Source organism: Parabacteroides sp. AF17-28 (assembly GCF_003479205.1).
GTDB classification, from domain to species: domain Bacteria; phylum Bacteroidota; class Bacteroidia; order Bacteroidales; family Tannerellaceae; genus Parabacteroides; species Parabacteroides acidifaciens.
In genome coordinates, this window is sequence record NZ_QUGV01000003.1 from 156,811 (window position 1) to 177,989 (window position 21,179).

Consider the following 21,179-nt stretch of genomic DNA (forward strand, 5'->3'; position numbering starts at 1 on the left):
AGGATTTATTATGTCAGCAAAAGCATTAGCGACTTATTTCGCAACAGTAAACGATATACTCGATACCGAGTTTAAGGTGGAAATCCTGGAAGACGGTCCGGTTAAGAAAGTCTCCGTCAATGGAAAGATATACGAAGTGGATTACAATATGGGAGGCGACACGATCCATTCCATCATCCTGAACCATAAATCGCATGGCGTGCAGATCTCGAACATCGGCGTCGACACGTATGAAGTGAAGAATAAAGGCGACTTGTTCCAGGTCCAGGTAATCGACGAATTGAAGAAGATGCGCCAGTCCCGCATCCGCTCGCAGGCTGCCGGACGCCAGGTGATCACAGCCCAGATGCCGGGTGTCATCCTCCGCGTCCACGTCAAACCGGGCGAGGAGGTGACGGCAGGCACTCCGCTCTGTGTCCTCGTCGCCATGAAGATGGAGAATGAGATCCGCAGCCCGATCGACGGTGTCGTAAAAGAAGTCTACATCGCCGATGGCGACAAGGTTGCCGTAAACGATAAGATGTTGGTAGTAGAATAGTTTTTTGTTCATTTTGCAATTTTTCATGGTGGTAAAAGGGAGTTTCTGCGAAGATTCTCCCTTTTTTGAATTTAAGGGGCAGTAGCGCTTGATTGCTAATGAAATATTGTTTGGACAGAGTTGTCTATTTTTAAGATTGTACAGGCTGTTTTTGCGGAAATATTAAGATTAACTTTTTTATCGTTGCTTAAGTTGTAAGTATTCTTTAGTTTTGTCACCAATCCGAACCTTGAACACAAGGTTCTATGTTTAATTAAAAAAGATGACTTTATGAAGAAAATTTTTACTTCGATTAGTATGGCGCTATGCCTTGCTGCGTCTTCCTTTACTACCTCTGCGCAGACAGTGCAGTTGAGCGAAGCTCAGAAAAAACAGATACAGAAAGAAGTTCTGCCTGTCGTATTCGAACAGATCAAAGAACAAGCAGGTCTTGACATTTTAGGATTGGCACAGCCACAGTTGACATCCGATTTTATCGGAAGTTTGCCTATTTTTAATGCACAAAGCGGTTTACGGGCAGATGCGACTGATCCGTTCAAGTTGCAAGTGGACAGTATTATAATTAGTACTGCTGCTATTCCTGGCATTCCCGCCTTCATCGCTCCTATACTTGGGGAGAAACTGAAAGTGGAATTTTCGGACTTCAAGACCACCACGATTCCAATGGTAAGTATGTTCATAGGACGTGACTTAAAGATCGAGCTGCCGGGTACTATCAAAGCTGGGGCATTGGCAGAGATTAATATCACAACCACTGGTAAAGATGGCGATTTGGCTCCGTTCACAATGACTATGACAATGTCTTTGTTAGGAGGTGCTGCTACGCCGTTGTTGGAATACTCCATGATCCAGAATCCGACGACTTCTTTGCTTGAGGCATCGTTGGATATCCAGGAAGGAATGAGAGCCCTTATGGGAATGTTGTCACCGGCCGAGCCTGGACAGCCTGAGACGCCGGCTATGGATTTCCTGGTAACGATGAATCCTGCCGGCTTCTTTACCGGTGCAATCCCTATGTCGCTCTACGGTATCCTCGAGGCTGATCCTACTGCACAGAAAATCCCGATGGGAGATGCTGCCGTTGCTCTTGATTTCAGCAACCAGCAGATGCCGATTAAATCCATCGAGCTTACTTCCTACGAAAACGCACAGGCTAAAGGATGGCGCGATCTTATGTTCAAGATGGAACAGAAGGACCAGGATCTGGTGCTGACGATCGATAATATGGTATATAGCTCTGCTGATAGGAATGATGCTAAGTTGGCCAATTCAACAATCGTTACGATGACCGATAATACGAAGGATCTGACTTTGAAAGATACGAAGTCTGCCGTACGTTCTGTCATTAACCGTGTTGTTACCGAACTGGCGACAGAAGGCAAGGTTGCTCCCTACAGAATGCTTGTAGAGACTGCAATTGATGCAGATGGTGACGGCGTGATTGACGCTAACGACACAAAAATGCCGGTTATGGACGTCGAAGTGACCCCGAGCATCGTCGGAACAAACGCTGTTGCCGAAATGAATATCAAATCGTATGCATATGATGAAACAACACATGCTCAGACCGTCACGAATATGACTGTTAATGCAACAGCCGACATGACAAGCGAAATCATTAAAGTCGACGTGATTCCGGAAGGCTCACCAGTTTCGATTGCCAGTGCTTATTTCAAATCGAATGCTTTAGGAATTGTTACAAGTAATGATAATATCGCTGTAAGCGATCTGAAAGTAACACCTGTAGAAGGTGGCCTGTATATCGCCAACAACGGAAAAGCAACCTATCGCATTATCAATATGACGGGTGCTACTCTTGTTAACGGAACTGTTTCCGGTGATAACGCTTACATCTCTACCTCTTCTTTGGCAAAAGGTATTTATGTAATCGTCGTAACTGAAAATGGCGTTAGCCAGTCTGTGAAGTTTGTTCGTTGATCAGTATTTTGATCTGAAATATTTATTTTAATGACGCCGGCTGTCTCTTCGGACTCAGCCGGCGTTACTTTTTTTGCCTCACCCTTTGGAGAGAAATTAGAATCAGTAAAGGTTTTGTGTGTCAAAATAATCCATATATTTGCAATGTAGTATAGTAAAAATATATCGTATATGAAAACAACGCAAGAAATCATACAAATATTAAAGGACTTCAAAATACGCCATGCCAGCCAGTATGGTATTTTGAGGATGGGAATATTTGGGTCTGCCGCGAGAGAAGAGCAGGTAGAAGGTAGCGATGTCGATATATACTATGAAGGGGAATTATCCGGATTGTTTGCATTATCGCATCTGAAAAATGAATTGGAAGAACTATTAGGTTGTAAGGTGGATATTGTACGCTTGAGAGACCGCATGAATCATTTGCTTCGTAAAAGAATAGAACAAGATGGCGTATACATTTGATAAAGATTTAGCTGTTGATACTCTCGAATTAATAAAGGAAACTTTATTAACTGTTATGAGGCGAACATCCCATATCAATACAGTCGATGACTTTTATGCAAGTGAAGTAGGGATGATTCTTTTAGATAGTGTTTGCATGAAGTTGGTTGCTGTTGGGGAAAGTGTTAAAAACTTGGATAAGATAACAAATAAGAGTTTATTAGAAAACTATCCTGAAATCAATTGGAAAGATATCATGGGCATGAGAGATATTATTGTGCATCATTATTTTGATATTGATGCGACAATTGTAGTTGCAACTCTCCGAAATGAAATACCTAAGCTCTATAGAGTAATAGAGCTTATTATTGAGGATTTAATTTGAACTTCACCCAACAAGCATTCCTTTTTCTCTCCTGCCATCTTTACCTCGGCGCCTTCTGATACAAATAAATAGCGATGAACGTGTACAATATATTTGGAATCCAGGCTGCCATGGCAGGACTGAGGTTGCCGTTGATGGCGAAGGTCGAGGTGACAGTGGTAAAGAGGATATAGGAGAAGCTTAACGCCAGTCCGATACCGATATTCAACCCCATGCCGCCTTTGATCTTGCGCGAGGAAAGAGAGGCTCCTATGGAGGTCAGGATGAAAGCCGCCATAATCGCAGCATATCGTTTGTGATATTCGATTTGGAACGTCTGGATGTTTCCGATACCCCGCTTCTTTTGGCGGTCGATATAGGTGGCGAGTTCGGGTGAAGTCATCGTTTCGCAGTCATTCACGGAGATCAGGAAGTCAGAGGGAACGATCGTTAGTGTCGTATCCATACGGCTACCCTGGGTGATGTGTTCGCGCATGCCGTCGAAATCGCGGATCATGTAGTCGATCACTGTCCAGTTGTAAAGCGAATCGTATTTGATGGACTTTGCTGTCAAACGTGAAATCATCTTCTTATCCTCAAAATGCTCTAAGGAAAAACGGTAGCCCATACCCGAACGTGCGTCATAGCGGTCGAAATAGGCAATTACACCCGGCTCTATCTCCAACTGGGCGGAACGGACATAATCTACTTTTTTGTTTTTGATGTATGTGTTCTGGAAATCGATACGCGTTTCATTGGCCGGAGGGATGATATATGCATTCAGGACGAAGGTACTGAGCGCGATGATCCCTGCTGAAATCGCATACGGCAACATCAACCGCCGGAAACTCATCCCGCTTGCCAGCATTGCGATGATCTCCGAGTTGTCCGCCAGTTTCGACGTGAAAAAGATTACCGCGATGAAGGTGAACAGCGGACTGAACAGATTCGCGAAGTAGGGAATGAAGTTCATGTAATAGTCGAAGACGATTGCTTTCAGCGGTACGTCCGGACTCAGGAACTTGTCGATCTTCTCATTTATGTCGAACACAACCGAGATAGCGATAATCAGGGCAATAGCAAAGACGTATGTGCCCAGAAACTGCTTAATGATGTACCAGTCTATCCGTTTCAGTTTGAATTTCATGTGACAGCTTTCTTATAACCGGTTTGATAATTGGCGGACCATTTCACTTTTCCAAGTGGTGAAATCGCCGGCAATAATATGTTTACGCGCCTCTTTGACGAGCCACAAGTAAAACGCAAGATTATGGATGGAAGCCAGTTGCAGCCCCAACATCTCGTTCACCTTGATCAGGTGATGCAGGTAAGCTTTGCTGTAGCGTGTGTCGATTGCCGAATGTGCATCTGGGTCGATAGGAGAGAAGTCGTTCTCCCATTTCTTATTACGCATGTTGATCGTGCCGAAACGGGTAAACAGCTGCCCGTTGCGTCCGTTGCGTGTCGGCATGATGCAGTCGAACATATCGACACCTCGTTCGATCGATTCGAGGATGTTGATCGGTGTACCGACACCCATCAGGTAGCGGGGTTTGTCTTTCGGTAGGATTTCGTTGACAACCTCGATCATCTCATACATCTTTTCAGTCGGTTCACCCACTGCCAGTCCGCCGATCGCATTGCCGTCGGCTTCTTTGCGGGCAACGTTTTCGGCTGCTTCCCGGCGCAAATCCGGATAGACACAGCCCTGTACGATCGGGAAGAGGCTCTGCCGGTAACCGTATTTCGGTTCTGTCGAGTTGAAACGCTCGAAGCAACGATCCAGCCAGCGTTCCGTCAGGCCGAGCGATTTCTTTGCATAATCATAGTCTGCATCGCCGGGGCAACACTCGTCAAAAGCCATAATGATATCTGCTCCGATAATCCGTTGGATATCCATTACTTTCTCGGGTGTAAACATATGTTTGGAGCCGTCGATATGCGAACGGAACATTGCGCCTTCCTCGTGCAACTTACGGTTTTCGGATAGTGAGAACACCTGAAAACCTCCGCTGTCGGTCAGGATCGGGCGGTTCCATGTATTGAACTTATGCAAGCCGCCGGCTTGCTCCAGTATTTCCAACCCGGGGCGGAGATACAGATGGTATGTATTTCCTAAAATAATTTGTGCGTTGATATCTTCTTCCAACTCGGTCATATGCACCCCTTTAACAGTGCCTTGTGTCCCGACCGGCATAAAAATAGGCGTTTCAATTACTCCATGATCAGTGGTAATCAGACCCGCCCTTGCATTTGATTTTGTGTCGTTATGTTGTAATTCGAATTTCATGCTACAAAGAAACTCATAATTCTTCTAAGAAAAAAGAGTTTGCGGGAAAGATAATCCGATCATATATTCAGCGGGCCCGAATTGGAGACAGGTAGGGGGAAAGATGCTTCAATTGTGGGGTCCTGCTCCTGCGAGAATGTTTGATAGAGGTAGATTTCCTCTTTTCCTTCAAAAATCTGGTTTCGGATCGTATAGTACATTTCGAAATTCGTATTCTCCCCCAGATAGAAAGGACCGGCAGCAATGATATGGAGGTTATAGTGCCCCGGTTTATCCGTACTCTTCGTTTCGAACCGGTGTGAACGGACCTGCTCCCCTTTGGCATCACGAACGAGTCCGCTATTGACATAAGCGACATATCTCAATCTTTTCATATCCGAATATTCCCAATCCTTTTCCTTTCCGTTAACTGTACGCTTGCATTGGCACGTAAAAGGAATGAAAAATTCACCTCCTTCTTTGGGGATTATGAACGGGTTCTGTTCGGATTCGATTTTGTATGCATATGAGATTTCGGAGGCGGATTGTTTTAGCGCTATTTCTTCTGTTTTTGTCACAGCCCCGTCAAGGACGGAAACAAGAAGAGAGGCCTGCACCAGAGTGTCTGCTTGGTTTTCTTCTACACTGATGTCGAATAATGCGGCAGAAGAGGAGGTGAGTTTGAATTCATCCGACTTAATTGTAACGGATATTCCGGATTCCGAAACCGTGACCCACTGGTCGGTGGCAATCCCATCCGCATATTTCTGCTTTAATGCAGAGATGGTGAAGGTGCGTTTCTCTCCGATATTCTTGAAAGTCGTTGTGTCGCCTTCAAAGACAATTTTACAATCTGCATACGTGATTTCTTCATTGTCACAAGAGATACAGAAAAACAATAAGACAAATAAGGCAAAACTACATACTTTCATGACGGATGGAATTTATGGTTTACTATTCAATGTGTGGCAAACATAATGAAAAAGCCTCACTTTCGCAAGCGAGGCTTCGTAATATACTGATTTATGAAAAATATTCCATCGTCAGAACCCGAAATCGTCAATTTCGACCTCTTTTACCTCTTCTTCTTTCGGTTTTTCGACATATTTATGTTCCACATTCGACTTGACGATAATCGCACGCATCGGACGGACCGGACAAATCGATTCGCATCCGCCACATCCGATACAAAGATCCGGATTGATCTGCGGAATCGTCAACGTCCCTTTGTAGGGAACCATATGCACAGCCTGAGTCGGACAGTGTTCCGCACAGGCGCCACAGTCTTTTTCTTCCGTATTCACGACGCAACGGCCTTTGAAGAAGGTGGCAATGCCGACCTGAGTCGTGACTTTCTCTTCAACGGTCAGCGGTTTGATCGCACCTGTCGGGCATACATCGGAACATACCGTACATTCGTAGTTGCAATAACTGCTGATGTAGGCGAGGCGTGGTTTCAGCATATAATCCAAACCATATTCCAATCCTGTAGGACGGAGCACCTGGCTTGGACAGCGGACTACACATATCTGGCATCCCGTACATTTGTCTTTGAAACGTTCCAGGCTGATAGAACCCGGCGGGGTGAGGGGCGGCCATTTCTTTCCGCCTTTTCTGTGCTTTTTACCTTCTCCCGTTTCTTCGGCAATAGCCGATACGATAGGCAGGGAAGCGGCTATTGTCGCACCTGTCGCCAGGAATGTACGGCGGCTGTTGGCTGCCGAAGGCTGTTCGATAGGTGACGATTGTGCTGCCACGACGTCAGCGGTTGCTCCTTCCTGTTTCTTTCCTGGAAATTGCAGGCGATATTGCAACCCGCCTTTTGCGCAGGATGATACGCAGTTGAAACAGTCCACGCAACGGGATGTGTCGACCGTCAGGCTTTTGCTGTCGATCGCTTCCGCCTTGCAGGTATGTTCGCAGTTTCCGCAATGTGTACAGCTTCCTTTATCGAAAGAGATACGGAAAAGCGAGTAGCGTGAGAAGATGCTCAACAGTGCTCCCACAGGACAGATCGTGTTGCAGAACAGCCGTCCGCGAAAGACTGTCATCACAATAAATACGATTAGTGCGATACTTGCCGCTATCAGGGCGGATACCGTAACAGTGCTGATCGTCACATGGAACAAAGAATAGTTGTCCATTTTCATCAGCAGGTCGGCTGCAATATTGTTGCCCCACATCACGACGGGACGGAACAGGCTGGCTGCTATACGTCCGAAATTGCTATACGGATCCAGTAACAGGCATAATCCGCTGAAACCGAGTACCGCCATAATAGCTGTAATTGCTAACAGGATGTATCGGAGCCAGTTCATCGGTTTATGGTAGGCGAAACGGCGCTGGCCTTTCTTCTTCTTTTTCCCGATGCAGAACAGACGGTTGATGATGTCCTGCAATACTCCTGCCGGACATATCACAGAGCAATAAATACGTCCGAATACCAGCGCCAGCAGGAAATGGAATACGATGAGCCCGATCATTCCGCCCAACAGCGCCGGCATCAGTTGCAGATGCAGTAACTTGTGTATGTCGCCCGGTAAAACTCCAGAGAAATCGACAAAGAACAGAAGTATGGGTACGAAAAACAGGATTGCGAGCAGTACCCTCAATCCTTTTAGATAATTCGGTTTCTTCATCAGATCTTAATACGTTTGATGTTTATTTTTTTCAGATCGGTAGAACCTAATTTCAACTCTTCACCTTTGCCCAAGTGCCCAACTGCATCCATATCTAACTTTTTCACCTGGTTGAACAACGCGAGGGCAGCCGTATCAGCAGCAACAATGTTAGGAGATACGATCATTGATTTCAGGGTAGCCACGTCGGCTGCGCTTTTTCCTTGCGGACCGTTCTGGTGCATCATGCGGTAAGCGTCTACGATGTGCAGAACCGGTTTTTTCTGCCAGGTACAGATATCGGCGATACATTGCTGCAAATCGTTCTGGTGGAAGAAACGACGGTCCCATACGATACCCATCATGTTTTTCATCGCGCATGAGAGTTTGGCCCCTCCGTGATTTTTCAAGATAGGAACGTTGATCCAAGCGTCTGCTTCGATCAGTGATTCATGTATCTTGGCATTTTTCAGTGTTACACCGCCGGGGATGGCCACTTCTTTGAAGTACTTTTCGTCGTTACCCGGCATGATGATACCGCCGGCTTCTTTTACGGCTGCGGCGATACCGCTTGTTTCGTAGCATTTCTGCCAGTTGTCGCAGGTATGATCGAATACGGTTACCTTTTCCGCTCCCGCTTCGAAACATTTCTTTACGAGCGCTTTTATCAGTTTCGGATTTGTATTTCCTGCCAATTCAGGTGTACGGTCCCATCCGATATTTGGTTTGATAACTACTTTTTGTCCTTTTTTGATATATTTATTAATGCCACCAAGAGCTTCTAATGCTTTGTCGAGCATTACTTCTGGCTCTCCACCCATCACTGCGACCAAGTCCGGGGCCTGTTCTACTGCAACAGTATTAGACGAAAGGGCAGCCTGTAGTCCTTCAAAATTCAAAGATAAAGCAGCACCTGCTACAACACTGGTCTTTAAGAAATCACGACGTTTCATTTTGTTCAATTGGTTTTATGTAGTTTATAAATGTTTAAACAAAGATAGATAATCTCTTATATAATCCGTATATTTGACCTCGAAAAAAAATATAAAAGATGGATTTATATTCCTATGTTTCAGTAGAATCCTTTGTCCGGGGATGCCAACTTTCCCAGACACCCTGTTCTTTCAGCCTTCGGGTTCCTAATTTGATGTATCGTTTGCCGGAGCAGGAAATAGGCTATGGCCTGTCTCTTCTTCGTCGTGCAATCGTTTTGTATGAAGAGCAAAAAGGAATCGGCGCGGAGCATAGTAAGCGTGAAATTCCTTTTTTCAGGACAAACCGCCGGATGCTGATCGGGCCGGAAATGGAAATGTATGCCCTTCCTGTATATCAGAGTCCGGAAATACCTTCAGGGTTGAAACAGGGAAAGAGTCCGTATCTGCGGTTGACTTTCGATTATGGTGCGATAGGAGAATATAGTTTGTCTGACGACAAATATTTGCTTCAGTGTAAATATAATGAGGAAGAGAATTTGAAGACTTTTGTCTCGCAGATGGAACGGGAGTACGATAAATTTTTTTACGACGAAGAACATACCGGGTTTACGCGGGATTCCCGCCTCTTTTCGATGCTTTGTAATGCCTGTCTCGAAGTACGGGAACCTTGTTTTGCTTCCGAACAGGAGTGGCGGATCGTGCAGTTTTGCGATCCGGTTAATGCCGGATATGATTTTACGGATGGCGATCTGGTCCCTTATGTCGACTATACGATACCATTCGATTGTCTCCGTCAGATTGCTTTGCAGAACCGGGCGGAGAACAATTTGACATACAGTGCCCTGGCTGGTTTTCTCCAGCGCATGGGGCTGGCTCCCGAGCGTTATCTGGAAGGGATGCAGGAGGAGTAATTGCTACTCCTCTTTTTTATCCAGTTTGTAGCTTAATGCGCCCGAAGGGCATTTGCCGATCTGGTTGATCAGCTCTTCGGTTGTCGCATTTTCTATTTTGATCCAGGGACGTTCTTTGGGGTTATACACTTTCGGTAACATCTTAACGCAGATCCCGGCGTGCTGGCAAAGGTCAGGCTGCCAGACAATGGTGAGTTCACCATTTGAATACTCATGAATTTTTCCCATACTCTTTTTCTTATTACCCTATATTAATACCTCTCATAATTAAACTTTTCCATTCCGGGTGTTTTTGTATGTACCCGGCTACAAAAGGACACATCGGAACCAGACGGAGTTTCCGTTTCTCTATTTCCGTGAGTACTTTTTTTACCAATTGGCTACCGACACCTTTCCCTTCCAGTTCTACCGGAACTTCCGTGTGGGTCAAGTAGATCTCGCCGTTTTTCGATATGATATATTCGATCAGCGGTTTGTACTTGCCGATATGAAACTCGAATTGTTTCTCTTCGGTGTTGTCTATAAGTTCATAATCTTCCATCATGTATTTGTTTTAATTGATGTCTGGTTTTATTTAGAACAACAGATACAAAGATTTTGTTTTATGGAGACGAAGATTTGTAAGGCGTTAATCCTTTTTTCTTCATTTTAATGTTGATTTACACAGTTTTATAGAACTATTTTGGGTGTAGAATTGTTCAATTTTTAAAGCGAAAAGTATTTGGCTTTCTTAAGAAATGGTGAGGAATAATTTACATTTAAAAGCAAAGTATTATGAACAAGAACGATGTTGTTTCAGAGGCCGGTCAGATCTGGTCTTTGTTATCGGAAAGAAAGACTCTCTCTGTTGAAAAGATAGGTGAGATGACTCATCGTCAAGAGTCTTTGGTTTGTTTGGCTTTAGGATGGTTAGTCAAGGAAAAGAAAGTGCGCTTGGTAGAAAAAAGCGGTGTGCTGCATGCTGAATTGAATATTTCGATTCCAGAAATGTATTACTAAAATTGAACAGCAGTCTTTTTGATAAGATTCCTGAAAAATAGAAAAGCCTGCAAACGATTAATCTGCAGGCCTTCCGATTTTTGTTTTGCGGAGAAAGAGGGATTCGAACCCCCGGAACCTCTCGGTTCAACGGTTTTCAAGACCGCCGCAATCGACCACTCTGCCATCTCTCCAATTATATTTTGCAACAGTATTTTTTTCTCTATTGCGGTGCAAAGGTAGTGATTATTTTGGAATATCCTATTTTTTGTGCTGATATTTTTTATTTATGAGCTCATACTTTTCTTTTAACCACAGGGATTGAACGTTTGTGGTTTTTTATTGTTATTTTTGTAGGTAGTAATAATTAAATATAGTAACGAGGTTTATATGAGAAATTTGAAAAGTCTATTGATGGTGGCTATGGCGCTGATTTTGGTTAGTTGTTCCATGTCTGCAAAACCTGAAAAGAATGAAACAGAAAAGGCGGCTGCATCGGGGGAAGTGGTTGTCTTAAATAAGGCGGACTTTCTGACGAAAGTATATAATTACGAAAAGAATCAGACGCAATGGGTGTATGAGGGAAACAAACCTGCAATTATAGATTTCTATGCAGACTGGTGTGGGCCTTGCAAGCGTGTGTCTCCGATCCTGAAAGAACTGGCAGCGCAGTATAAGGACGACATTATTATCTATAAGATTAATGTGGATAATGAAAAAGAATTGGCGGCTGCATTCGGCATCCAGAGTATACCGACTTTGCTGTTTATCCCCAAGAATGGTAAGCCGCAGCTTGCTCAGGGAGCTTTGTCGAAAGAGCAGTTTGTGGAACAAATCGACAATTTCTTGTTGAAGAAGTAAAGTATATCTCTTTGAAGATAATTGCATAGCGCCTGGTTCTCTTTGTAGGGTCAGGCGTTTTTTTTGTGTAGGAGAGAGGCGGCGGGCAATAAAAAAGAGGGCACCCTCAAGGTGTCCTCTTTTTATTTTGGCTCGGCACGAATTATTCAGCGCTTTCTGCTGCTGCAGGAGCTTCTTCTGCCGGAGCGGCAGCAGCTGCTTCTTCAGCTTGCTTAGCAGCTTCAGCGGCTGCCAATTCTGCTTTCTTTTTAGCAACGATTTCTGCTTTTGCCTTGTTTGCTTCTTTTTCGGCTTCCAGACGAGCTTTTTCTGCAGCTTTTGCAGCCTCGCTGTCTTTCTCTTTTATAGCCTGAGTAGAAGCTTGTTTGTTCTTCAACCAAGCCTGAAACTTAGTTTCAGCTGTTGCTTCGTCGAATGCACCTTTCTTAACGCCTTCCAGTAAGTGCTTTTTCATGCAAACGCCTTCACGGGAAAGGATATTACGAGTGGTGTCTGTAGGTTGTGCACCTACCTGTAACCAATACAAAGCTCTTTCGAAGTTCAAATCTACTGTAGCAGGATTAGTGTTCGGATTATAAGAACCTATCCTTTCAATAAACTTTCCATCACGTGGAGCCCTGCTGTCTGCGACTACGATCTGATAAAAAGCGTAGCTTTTGCGACCGTGTCTCTGCAATCTAATTTTTGTTGCCATGTTTGAAATAATTAATTTAAGCTGTTTGTATTAGCGGGTGCAAAGATATGAATTTCCGAATAGAAAACAAATAGATCGGGAAAGAAAATAATTGATTACTTTTGTAGCGGATGCAAAAATACACAATTGCCTAATAATAAACGAATACATTATGAATACAAATATACTGAAAAAGATAATCTTTACATTGCTGTGGACTCTGTATGTGAGTGTTTCCGCCTTAGGGGAAGAAACGGTTTCTACAGTCCTGCCGATTGCCGATCCTTATATCTTGTGTTATAAAGATATGTATTATGCCTACGGAACTTCAAGGGGGGACGGTTTCGAGGTCTATTGTTCGAACGATCTGAAATCATGGAAGCGGTCTGCAAACCTGGCTTTGAGCAAGGATGATTCGTATGGAGACAAGTGGTTCTGGGCGCCGGAGGTTTACTATGTCGAGAAATACAAGAAATTTTATATGTATTACTCGGTGGAAGAACATGTTTGTGTCGCGACGTCCGATTCCCCTTTAGGTCCCTTCGTGCAGGACGAAAAACGACCTATCCGTGAAGAGAAGGGGATCGATACTTCTGTCTTGTTCGATGAAGACGGGAAGGCTTACCTTTATTTCGTCCGTTTTACGAATGGCAATGTGATCTGGTGCGCGGAGCTGAAAGACAACCTGAAAGAAATAAAGGAAGAGACACTGACGCAATGCATCGAGGCGACCGAGCCATGGGAAACAGTGTTCGGAAAGGTTGCAGAAGGACCTTCACCACTTAAACTAAACGGTGTTTATTACTTGCTCTATTCAGCCAATGATTTCAGAAGCCTGGATTATGCGGTCGGTTATGCCACTTCCGCATCGCCCTTCGGCCCGTGGAAGAAATACACGGGAAATCCCTTGTTGCACAAAGTGGAAAACCTTGTCGGCACAGGGCACGGCGCTCCGTTTGTGGACGGAAATGGGAAATATCGTTATGTCTTTCACGCGCATAAAAGCCAGACGGAGGTCAATCAGCGGAATACATATATTATCGATATGTCTTTTTCTGACAAAAACGGAGTCTCGATCGGCGGCAATCTGATTCGACCGGTAGTCGTGGAATAAGCTTCCGCCTTATAGTTTATTGACTAACTCATCTGCAATAAAACCGAGCTCTACATCTCCGATTTCTCCTATTCGTACGACTACAACTTTTTTGTCAGGATCTACGTATAAGACTTGCTTCATATATCCCATGGCATAAAAGGCATTTGTATATGCGAGGACGCACCATTTCCCATTTCTCTGCTTTTTTATGTCGTAATAGTCGTATTTTGTTTGCTGCATAGCTTTTTCTGCACTGATTGAATCCGGAAAATAGGGCCCGTCTTTGGTGTAATACCATTCATCCATGCTATACCATTGATATTGATAGCCTTCATTGTTGACATTAGGCGTGGTGGATTTCTTTATCCAATCGGGATTGATAATTTGTTTTTCGTTCCATTTTCCTTTGTTCAGGTAAAGTTGTCCGATCTTGGCCAGGTCGATAGCCGTCAGGTTTAGTCCTTGATAGGCTTTGGCCGAACGATGTTTCTCGTCGTCGAGGCTCCAGGTGGCATCATGCTCCATGCCTAATGGAATCCATATTTTCTCTTCCAGGTATTTACCCAATTCTTTACCTGTTGCCTTTTCCAGGACGATACCTAATAGGGCGGTGGTTACACTTTGATATTCATATACGCTCCCCGGTTCGTGGGCGAATTTCATTTTCTTTATTTGTCCCAATTGGTTTTTACCGTAATATAACTTTGCCATTTTGGAAAAACGGCTGCCATAATTTTCATTGAACTTCAGTCCGGAACGCATATTCAGTAAGTCTTCAATCGTCAACCTCTGAAATTTGGCATCACCACTCAACAGTTCGGGTACATATTTCGTAACAGGGTCCGTAACACTTTGTATATAACCGTCTTCAATGGCTAATCCGGTCAATAGGGATGTTACTGATTTTGAGATGGAGAAGACATTCATCAGCTGGTTGCGGTTGTAACCGTTATAGTATTTTTCAAATAAGACGGAGTCATTTCTTATAACGACAAAAGCGGCTGTCCGGGTCGATTGCAAGTAGGTGTCTAAAGGTAAATCGACTGTATCTCTGTCTCTGCCTTGACCTCTTACTAATAGCTGGCTAATGTCGTTATTGCCGCATGGTTTAAAATGATAGATGGAATCCCCATGATGGATTGCGGTATAAGGAAATTGGGTATAATCGTTGATAGTCGGGTATTTATAGAATATCCCGCATGATGAAAGCAGGGCAACGGCAAGGCCGATAGAGCCAAGAGCGCAGATTGTCCTTTGTTTGGATTTAATGTAACTGTTGAATTTCATGTTGTCGTGTTTAGTAGTTCTTTGTTTATATAAATGCAAAAAATGTGCCAATGTGTTTAAGACGTTGGTTATCAATTGGAATAGGTCTGTCGGTGTGGTGGCTAACTGTCAAATTTTTAGACAACGGTGTCTAAAAATTTGACATATTTGAAGCAAGAAATAATGATTTACTGTTTTATTTTTGGCCTGTTTTGAACCTCCTGCAAATCTGAAAAATATACATTAACCCCCCTTTTCGACCGTTTTTCTATTTCGTCCGAAATCTTGATCCATTTTGGATTGACTTTTTTTGCAGTTTAAGCTCCCCTTTATGACAATTGGAAAAACGAGGTGCGCAGTCCGTTCTGAAAAGCATTCTTTTTGATTGCCGGAAGGCATAAACGCCGACAAAGTGATAAAGCTTAACTCCCGGAGAATCGAATATTTGAAAATAAAACGGACGGCGTTCCAAATATCCCAAGGAAATTCAGGTGCTTTTTTGCCTTAAAGACGGTCCTCTTTTCAATTACGACCGTCCAAATCGCCATTACGACCGTGCTAATCTTCGCGAGGTGCCGAGTGCACTACACATTAGCACGGTCGTAATGGCAAAGAGGACGGTCGTAATTGTTGAAAACGCTCCAAAAAGAGGAAAAAGTCCCTTTTTGAGGTCAAAAAAGCGGATTAACATTTGTTTGATTTCGGATGCCTTTCGAGCCTGAAAAATGCGTTTTATACAATAAGCCCCCCGGGGGATAGTTGAAAGTTAAGAGTTGAAAATTGAAAGTTAGAAGGTAAAAAAAATACCCGGAGAGAAACTGTAAACGTTCTCTCCGGGTATGAATTAACTTATTCTAAGTCCGTCTATATTATTCGACTTCTGTCGCGCCCATGCTGGCTTGATAGCCCCAGCCTGGATTCTGATAAACGACAGCGCTTGAGAAATCGTTTTTGTCTACGGCTGTCTGGCGGAATACGTCGACACTGATCGGTTCCAGATAGTGAGCCGGAGTGAATTTGAATCCTCCTTGTTTGGCGATATCGCCGTTAGCTGTTTTTTCGTAAGGAACGATGTAGTTGCTTAATTCTGGAGAAGACATATTGCCTTTTGCCGGATCGACAACGCAAAGGTCTGCCAATTCCTTTTCATACACGCTACCCCAATACAGCATACCTTCGGTACGATAGGGCGTAGTCTTCATCTGGTCTAATGCGCGCCAACGTTTCAGGTCTGTCCAACGGTATGCTTCGGCACAAAGCTCGTTGCGGCGTTCACGGCGGATATTATACAAAGTAGGATCGATCAACTGGCCGTGTGAATACGCGCCCCAGTCGCCTTTTGCCTCTTCCGACATGATTGTGGCTGCAATTGTTTTGTTGAAGTCTTCGTCCACTTTGGCACGGCGGCGTAAGGCTTTCCAATAACTGCTGGCTGTTGCGTCGACCACATGGTTCTTTTCGTAGCTTGCTTCCATGTAGATCAGCATGGCTTCCGTGCCGCGGAAGACGATACCGCCTGATGTAGACGCATTATGGTCGTTTGCCATATGGCTGGAATAATGCTTTCCTTTTTTGATGATGAAACCTGTTGTTGCCAAGCTTCCGGCATCCCCGTAGATAAAGCTGATCTGACAAAGTGCAGGTGTTCCATCCGGCTGATAGAAGTTTACATCACCTGGTTTCTTTGTAAAGATCACGATACGGGAGTCACGGTTTTGAAGAGTCGCGTTTACGCCTTCTTTTTCCCATTCTTTATCATAACCGGAACCGTTTGCATAAATAGGCAGACCGTTGCGCATCAGGAATGAATTGACCATTCCGCGTGTCCATCCCGAACCACCGCCGTTACGTTCCAATTCCATCTGCAAGTTGGCTGTGACGCCTAATGATTCGTCAAACTTCTTCCACATCAGGATTTCATCGTATCCTTCCATGTTTTCGTCGCAGAACATGGTGTAATAAGGATTCAAGGAATTCAGGTTTGCATCCATGCCTTCTGCTGCATCCGTGTTATTAGCCAGATTGCCAACAAGCTGGTCTCCGATAACTTTAGAAGCTGCGATTGCTTCGTCCAGGAAATAATTGATTTCGGCATCAGCGTTATAGCCTTGTGCGTCTTTACCCGGCCAGCCTTTTCCTCCCGGGACGAAAGCTGTTCCTTGATGATATTTTTCCCAAGTCGCTTCAAAAAGGGCAACACGTGCGTGCAACAGGTAAGCAACGTTTTTGCTGATACGGTTTTTTCCGCCGGGAGCCGTTGTCAACAGCATGTCTTCCGCCTTTTTCAAATCTTCGATGATAAAGCGTGCCACTTTATTACGCGGTTGGCGTTCGGATGCTTTCATCAGCTCATCTTCGATATCGGGGAGGGCTGTTGTGACAATGGGTAAATCTCCGTATTTCACCAACATCTGGTAATAAGAATAAGCACGGTTTACATACATTTCACCGACATAATGTTTCACATTCTCCTGATTCCCGCTGATTTCTCCGGCTTCATACTTGGGAAGTACGTTGTCGAAGAAATAGTTGCAGGAACGTATGTTTTCCCACTTGTATCCGTCGTCACCAACAGAAGATGCCACTTGTTTCAATCCGGGAAGCCAGAATTTCGGATCGCCGGTTCCGGCCTGGTTGTCGGTATCGTTGTCTTTACCGAACAGGTTGATGCCGTAGCTGTCGGTGACTGTCTCAAACTTATAGTTGTTGATGGCATAAGCCGCCAAATCACTCTCTGCATTAAAGAACTTTTCAGGGATTACTTTGTCCAACGGTTCCCTGTCAAGAAAATCGTTGCAACTGCTAAAGCCGCCCATTATTAATGCACTTATTGTTAATACTTTAATATATGTCTTCATAATCTTCTGTTAATTAAAATGTTGCACTTAAACCAAATGAGAAGGTTTTAGACAGAGGATAAGTACATCCGTCCCAGTCACCTACACCAATTGTTTCAGGATCAAACGTATCACGCAAGCTGGTGATTGTGAATAAGTTTTCTGCAGAGACAAACAAACGCAAATTATTCACGAAGAATTTGTTTGTCAATTGCATCGGCAATGTATAACCCAATGTAACGTTCTTCAGGCGGCAATATGCTGCATTTTGCATATACCGGCTTTGTGCTTTACGGTTTTTGTTATCCTGTACCGGGCGTGGGAAGTAACCGTTGACATTGGCTCCTAACGGGCTGTCGGTTCCTTCCGGACGGAAATAATCCAGGTGGCTTTCGAAGAAGTTTGTCTGCCAGTAGCCAACGGAACCCCAGAACATCATAGCGCCGTCAGACGGCATGTAGTCGCGTTTCAGTGTACCTTGGAAGAATACTTTCAGGTCGAAACCTTTCCATGCAGCATCCAGATTCAAACCGAAGTTATAGCGTGGAGTGCTGTTTCCCAATAAAACTTTATCACCATGGTCATTCAGAGTATTATCTCCATCATTGATAACGCCATCGTTGTTGATATCGGCATACATGACATCGCCTGCTCCCCAGTTACTTCCTTGAGTGGACTGGTTTACTTTGCTCAGATGATCCTGCATTTCCTGATCCGTTTTGGCAATTCCGACAGTCTGGTATCCCCAGATATCCCCTAAATGAGAACCATCGTAATACTTTTGGCCTAAGTCTTTTGACGGGTTCGGGAATTTATCGACGACAACTTGGTTGTCTGATAATGACAATGTCGCTCCATATCTGAAGTCTTGAATCTGGTCACGCCATGTAACCATCAATTCCCAACCTTTGGAGGTCATATCCAGATTGTTTACATTCGGAACTTTTATACCTAATATATTAGGCAATTCCGGTGCCGGACCAACTATGTCTTTGGATTTGCGCTGGAAATAGTCCAGGTTTACATTCAAACGGTTGTTAAGCATGGCTACGTCCAAACCGATATCCAGTGTCTGTGTCTTTTCCCATCCCAATAAAGCGGAAACCAGTTTGGATTCTGCTGCGGTATTGGGTTTAACCCCATTAACCAACCATTTACCGTCATTCTGTTTGAAATCGATTATGCGATAGAACGGATACCAGTTTTCTGTGTTCTGGTTACCTAATTCACCCCATGAACCACGAAGTTTCAATGTGCTGATCAGGTCTGTCATGTTCTCGAAAAATGCTTCACGTGCAATGTTCCATCCCAAAGAGAAAGAGGGGAACCAGTTCCAACGCTGGTCGGCCAGGAAGCGTGAAGTACCGTCGTAGCGCATATTTACTTCAGCCAGGTAGCGTCCTTTGTAGTCATAATTGATACGGCCGAAGAAACCGGCTGTTGCCCATTCTGCATAACCACCGCTATTGCGCGCATTGGTCGATGTCGTATTCAATGTCGGGATACCTGCCATGATACCGTCCTGGCTGGCCGTGATGTCCCGTTGTTTGAAGAGTTCACTCTGGAAACCGATCATTACTTTATAGTTGTGTCCGCTTTCAAGCTGCTGGCTGTATTCTGTAAAGATATTCGGGTTAAAGAAGTTGCTCTTATAACCATATTCCTTTACTCCGGAAGTCGTATTGGCGATGGCATACGGGTTTTTGTTTACATCATAAGCATAAACGGTCTGGTAATCCGTATGATCGAAGTTATAATTCGAACGATAGTTCAGTTCGACAGTCGTTTTCCAGTTTTTAATCGGTTCGATCAGGAATTGGAGCTGCTGTGCCAGAACGTCGCTTTGGGTTTTATAACGTCCACCGGTTTCCAACTGATAGATTTTTGATTCTGCTGTGTAATAACCGTTCGGGTCGACAAGCGGAATTACCGGCCAATAACGGCAAACGTCAAAATAGAATACATTTGAATGTACATCACCTACACCATTGTTGGCAAATGAGGGCGAGTCGAAATCAGAACGATTGAAACGGATGCTGTAGCCCACTTTTAACCATTTAGCCAAATCGGCATTAATCTTTGCTGTTAATGAATAGCGCTTTTTACCGTCGTCTCCGTATTTCAGCAAACCACCCTGATCCAAATAGTTGGCCGACAGGTAGTATTGCATCGCTTCGGAACCGCCATTCACGCTGAGCGAATGTTCGTGTGTGAAACTGCTTCCGAACAGTTCGTGCAACCAGTCCGTATTGGCTGCAGGCATAATATCCATACGGTTCGGGTCGTCGAATGAATTCCAGCGTCCGTTAAGTTCCCACATGTATTGGCCGCCTTTGCCTTGTTGATAGTCTAAAATCTGTTGCAGCTTTTTTGCGCTATACATCGGCGCTCCAGCATTTGCGGTATTTGCAATCTGATCATTGATGGCAAGAGCAAAGCTGTAAGAGTCAGCCATATGCGGCATATTCAACGGTGAGTTGAAACGGAAGTTGTTGTTGTAGTTGATGTTCGGCTTACCGGCTTTACCTCTTTTTGTTGTTACCAAAATAACACCGCCCGGAGCACGTGAACCGTAAATGGATGAAGCGGCAGCATCTTTCAGTACAGAGATGTTTTCGATATCCTGCGGGTTGATTGCGTTGATGTCTCCTTCCATGCCGTCGATCAAAACAAGAGGAGTTAAAGCGGAACCATAATCCCCGATTTTACCTGTACCACGAATGTTGAACGATTTATCGGCATTCAGAGAACCACCGGCGTTGCTTGTCGAGATATTCATACCCGGCACAACACCCTGTAAGGCGTCGATAGTAGAGTTTACCGGACGGGCTGAGAGTTCTTTCGCCCCAACAGATGAAACGGCTCCGGTTACATTCACTTTCTTTTGCGTACCGAAAGCAACAACAACGACTTCATCGAGCTTCTGAGTATCTTCGGAAAGTTTTACTTGAAGAGAAGGTTGGCCGTTATACGTTATTTCCTGAGTTGTGTAACCGATGAAGGAAATCTGGATGATGTCCCCCTTATTTACACCTTCCAATACGAAATTACCGTCCATGTCGGTCATAATCCCATTGGTTGTCCCTTTCACTACGACAGATGCACCGGCTACAGGACCGAGGTCATCTTCAACAGTACCTGTGACTTTCCCGCTCTGCTGGGAAATACTCACGCTTTGCTTGGAGGGCATTGTTTCTGCAAAAATGCTTGCGGGGAAACAAGTGGCTCCTGCCAGCAAGATTAAGCTGATAGGTTTAAAATTTTTCAACATAATTTGTGTCTTAATATTTAATTGAAAGAATGTTCTTTTAATTAAAATGGCGGCGCTTACAATCGCTATTCTACTTTCATGTACAAAATGTTGGAGTTTTTTTAGTTTTTGCGTTTAGTCTTTATCTTCTTTTGTCATTAGTTCTAAAAGAACTCTGGTGTTTTAGTAATCGATTTTACT

19 protein-coding genes and 1 tRNA gene are annotated in these 21,179 nt (G+C 44.2%); 8 read left to right on the forward strand and 12 right to left on the reverse strand.

All coding sequences use genetic code 11. The features are described from left to right. Nucleotides 1-10: 10 nt before the first annotated feature. From DWW90_RS03100 to DWW90_RS03115, 4 genes are all read left to right on the forward strand, one after another. Complete coding sequence (locus DWW90_RS03100) at nt 11-538, forward strand: acetyl-CoA carboxylase biotin carboxyl carrier protein subunit (RefSeq protein ID WP_122343950.1); 528 nt, start codon at nt 11-13, stop codon at nt 536-538. A 270-nt stretch (nt 539-808) separates the two neighbouring features. After that, nucleotides 809-2,476 (forward strand): T9SS type A sorting domain-containing protein, encoded by a 1,668-nt coding sequence (locus tag DWW90_RS03105; RefSeq protein WP_122343951.1) that lies wholly within the window; start codon nt 809-811, stop codon nt 2,474-2,476. A 171-nt stretch (nt 2,477-2,647) separates the two neighbouring features. Next, complete coding sequence (locus DWW90_RS03110; protein WP_115500495.1) at nt 2,648-2,941, forward strand: nucleotidyltransferase family protein; 294 nt, start codon at nt 2,648-2,650, stop codon at nt 2,939-2,941. Beyond that, nucleotides 2,925-3,305 (forward strand): DUF86 domain-containing protein, encoded by a 381-nt coding sequence (locus tag DWW90_RS03115; RefSeq protein WP_122343952.1) that lies wholly within the window; start codon nt 2,925-2,927, stop codon nt 3,303-3,305. The genes DWW90_RS03110 and DWW90_RS03115 overlap by 17 nt, the downstream gene beginning before the upstream one ends. A 40-nt stretch (nt 3,306-3,345) precedes the next feature. Here the strand turns inward: DWW90_RS03115 and DWW90_RS03120 are convergent, their stop codons facing one another. The 5 genes from DWW90_RS03120 to DWW90_RS03140 all read right to left on the reverse strand — a co-directional run bounded on the left by DWW90_RS03120 (nt 3,346) and on the right by DWW90_RS03140 (nt 9,124). Next, nucleotides 3,346-4,431: an LptF/LptG family permease gene (locus DWW90_RS03120; RefSeq protein WP_122343953.1), complete on the reverse strand. Its 1,086-nt coding sequence runs from the start codon at nt 4,429-4,431 to the stop codon at nt 3,346-3,348. A gap of 12 nt (nt 4,432-4,443) precedes the next feature. Continuing rightward, on the reverse strand, nt 4,444-5,574 hold the full coding sequence (tgt, locus tag DWW90_RS03125; RefSeq protein ID WP_122333056.1) for a tRNA guanosine(34) transglycosylase Tgt: 1,131 nt from the start codon (nt 5,572-5,574) through the stop codon (nt 4,444-4,446). A gap of 59 nt (nt 5,575-5,633) precedes the next feature. Continuing rightward, nucleotides 5,634-6,485 (reverse strand): hypothetical protein, encoded by an 852-nt coding sequence (locus DWW90_RS03130; RefSeq protein ID WP_147382394.1) that lies wholly within the window; start codon nt 6,483-6,485, stop codon nt 5,634-5,636. 111 nt (nt 6,486-6,596) lie between these two features. Then, on the reverse strand, nt 6,597-8,192 hold the full coding sequence (locus tag DWW90_RS03135) for a 4Fe-4S dicluster domain-containing protein (protein WP_122343955.1): 1,596 nt from the start codon (nt 8,190-8,192) through the stop codon (nt 6,597-6,599). Further along, complete coding sequence (locus DWW90_RS03140; protein ID WP_115500501.1) at nt 8,192-9,124, reverse strand: DUF362 domain-containing protein; 933 nt, start codon at nt 9,122-9,124, stop codon at nt 8,192-8,194. The genes DWW90_RS03135 and DWW90_RS03140 overlap by 1 nt, the downstream gene beginning before the upstream one ends. A gap of 98 nt (nt 9,125-9,222) precedes the next feature. On the opposite strand from DWW90_RS03140, the gene DWW90_RS03145 reads away from it, so the two are divergent. Beyond that, nucleotides 9,223-10,017, forward strand: a complete 795-nt coding sequence (locus DWW90_RS03145) for a hypothetical protein (protein ID WP_115500502.1) — start codon at nt 9,223-9,225, stop codon at nt 10,015-10,017. 3 nt (nt 10,018-10,020) lie between these two features. On the opposite strand, the gene DWW90_RS03150 is transcribed toward DWW90_RS03145, so the two are convergent. Both DWW90_RS03150 and DWW90_RS03155 read right to left on the reverse strand, forming a co-directional pair. Further along, nucleotides 10,021-10,245 carry a (4Fe-4S)-binding protein gene (locus DWW90_RS03150; RefSeq protein ID WP_115500503.1) on the reverse strand — a complete coding sequence of 75 codons (225 nt, stop codon included), beginning with the start codon at nt 10,243-10,245 and terminating at the stop codon, nt 10,021-10,023. Between the two features lie 13 nt (nt 10,246-10,258). Then, nucleotides 10,259-10,561 (reverse strand): GNAT family N-acetyltransferase, encoded by a 303-nt coding sequence (locus DWW90_RS03155; protein WP_167451700.1) that lies wholly within the window; start codon nt 10,559-10,561, stop codon nt 10,259-10,261. Nucleotides 10,562-10,791: 230 nt separating this feature from the next. Here DWW90_RS03155 and DWW90_RS03160 point away from each other — a divergent pair, with 230 nt between their 5' ends. Then, nucleotides 10,792-11,016 carry a winged helix-turn-helix domain-containing protein gene (locus tag DWW90_RS03160; RefSeq protein ID WP_115500505.1) on the forward strand — a complete coding sequence of 75 codons (225 nt, stop codon included), beginning with the start codon at nt 10,792-10,794 and terminating at the stop codon, nt 11,014-11,016. 88 nt (nt 11,017-11,104) lie between these two features. Here DWW90_RS03160 and DWW90_RS03165 read toward each other — a convergent pair. Then, a tRNA-Ser gene (locus DWW90_RS03165) sits at nt 11,105-11,189 on the reverse strand. Between the two features lie 196 nt (nt 11,190-11,385). Between DWW90_RS03165 and trxA the strand changes: the two genes are divergently transcribed. Continuing rightward, a complete protein-coding gene (trxA, locus tag DWW90_RS03170; protein ID WP_115500514.1) occupies nt 11,386-11,856 on the forward strand; it encodes a thioredoxin in 471 nt (156 codons plus the stop codon). 142 nt (nt 11,857-11,998) lie between these two features. Here trxA and DWW90_RS03175 read toward each other — a convergent pair whose 3' ends face one another. Beyond that, entirely contained in the window at nt 11,999-12,550 is a 552-nt protein-coding gene (locus DWW90_RS03175; protein WP_115500515.1) for a 30S ribosomal protein S16, read from the reverse strand. 151 nt (nt 12,551-12,701) lie between these two features. On the opposite strand from DWW90_RS03175, the gene DWW90_RS03180 reads away from it, so the two are divergent. Then, the gene (locus tag DWW90_RS03180; RefSeq protein WP_122343956.1) at nt 12,702-13,643 is read left to right on the forward strand and encodes a glycoside hydrolase family 43 protein; all 942 of its coding nucleotides are present in this window, start codon (nt 12,702-12,704) and stop codon (nt 13,641-13,643) included. Between the two features lie 9 nt (nt 13,644-13,652). On the opposite strand, the gene DWW90_RS03185 is transcribed toward DWW90_RS03180, so the two are convergent. From DWW90_RS03185 to DWW90_RS03195, 3 genes are all read right to left on the reverse strand, one after another. After that, nucleotides 13,653-14,912, reverse strand: coding sequence for a serine hydrolase (locus DWW90_RS03185; protein WP_122343957.1), 1,260 nt, complete (start codon nt 14,910-14,912; stop codon nt 13,653-13,655). Between the two features lie 848 nt (nt 14,913-15,760). Continuing rightward, nucleotides 15,761-17,749, reverse strand: coding sequence for a RagB/SusD family nutrient uptake outer membrane protein (locus DWW90_RS03190; RefSeq protein WP_122343958.1), 1,989 nt, complete (start codon nt 17,747-17,749; stop codon nt 15,761-15,763). Between the two features lie 13 nt (nt 17,750-17,762). Beyond that, a complete protein-coding gene (locus tag DWW90_RS03195; protein ID WP_122331568.1) occupies nt 17,763-20,999 on the reverse strand; it encodes a TonB-dependent receptor in 3,237 nt (1,078 codons plus the stop codon). Nucleotides 21,000-21,179: the final 180 nt, after the last annotated feature.

Excerpts from the sequence above, each read along its gene's own strand:
- DWW90_RS03100 (WP_122343950.1), top strand. The coding sequence starts at position 11 with ATGTCAGCAAAAGCATTAGCGACTTATTTCGCAACAGTAAACGATATA.
- DWW90_RS03105 (WP_122343951.1), top strand. The coding sequence starts at position 809 with ATGAAGAAAATTTTTACTTCGATTAGTATGGCGCTATGCCTTGCTGCG.
- DWW90_RS03110 (WP_115500495.1), top strand. The coding sequence starts at position 2,648 with ATGAAAACAACGCAAGAAATCATACAAATATTAAAGGACTTCAAAATA.
- DWW90_RS03115 (WP_122343952.1), top strand. The coding sequence starts at position 2,925 with ATGGCGTATACATTTGATAAAGATTTAGCTGTTGATACTCTCGAATTA.
- DWW90_RS03120 (WP_122343953.1), bottom strand. The coding sequence starts at position 4,431 with ATGAAATTCAAACTGAAACGGATAGACTGGTACATCATTAAGCAGTTT.
- tgt (WP_122333056.1), bottom strand. The coding sequence starts at position 5,574 with ATGAAATTCGAATTACAACATAACGACACAAAATCAAATGCAAGGGCG.
- DWW90_RS03130 (WP_147382394.1), bottom strand. The coding sequence starts at position 6,485 with ATGAAAGTATGTAGTTTTGCCTTATTTGTCTTATTGTTTTTCTGTATC.
- DWW90_RS03135 (WP_122343955.1), bottom strand. The coding sequence starts at position 8,192 with ATGAAGAAACCGAATTATCTAAAAGGATTGAGGGTACTGCTCGCAATC.
- DWW90_RS03140 (WP_115500501.1), bottom strand. The coding sequence starts at position 9,124 with ATGAAACGTCGTGATTTCTTAAAGACCAGTGTTGTAGCAGGTGCTGCT.
- DWW90_RS03145 (WP_115500502.1), top strand. The coding sequence starts at position 9,223 with ATGGATTTATATTCCTATGTTTCAGTAGAATCCTTTGTCCGGGGATGC.
- DWW90_RS03150 (WP_115500503.1), bottom strand. The coding sequence starts at position 10,245 with ATGGGAAAAATTCATGAGTATTCAAATGGTGAACTCACCATTGTCTGG.
- DWW90_RS03155 (WP_167451700.1), bottom strand. The coding sequence starts at position 10,561 with ATGATGGAAGATTATGAACTTATAGACAACACCGAAGAGAAACAATTC.
- DWW90_RS03160 (WP_115500505.1), top strand. The coding sequence starts at position 10,792 with ATGAACAAGAACGATGTTGTTTCAGAGGCCGGTCAGATCTGGTCTTTG.
- trxA (WP_115500514.1), top strand. The coding sequence starts at position 11,386 with ATGAGAAATTTGAAAAGTCTATTGATGGTGGCTATGGCGCTGATTTTG.
- DWW90_RS03175 (WP_115500515.1), bottom strand. The coding sequence starts at position 12,550 with ATGGCAACAAAAATTAGATTGCAGAGACACGGTCGCAAAAGCTACGCT.
- DWW90_RS03180 (WP_122343956.1), top strand. The coding sequence starts at position 12,702 with ATGAATACAAATATACTGAAAAAGATAATCTTTACATTGCTGTGGACT.
- DWW90_RS03185 (WP_122343957.1), bottom strand. The coding sequence starts at position 14,912 with ATGAAATTCAACAGTTACATTAAATCCAAACAAAGGACAATCTGCGCT.
- DWW90_RS03190 (WP_122343958.1), bottom strand. The coding sequence starts at position 17,749 with ATGAAGACATATATTAAAGTATTAACAATAAGTGCATTAATAATGGGC.
- DWW90_RS03195 (WP_122331568.1), bottom strand. The coding sequence starts at position 20,999 with ATGTTGAAAAATTTTAAACCTATCAGCTTAATCTTGCTGGCAGGAGCC.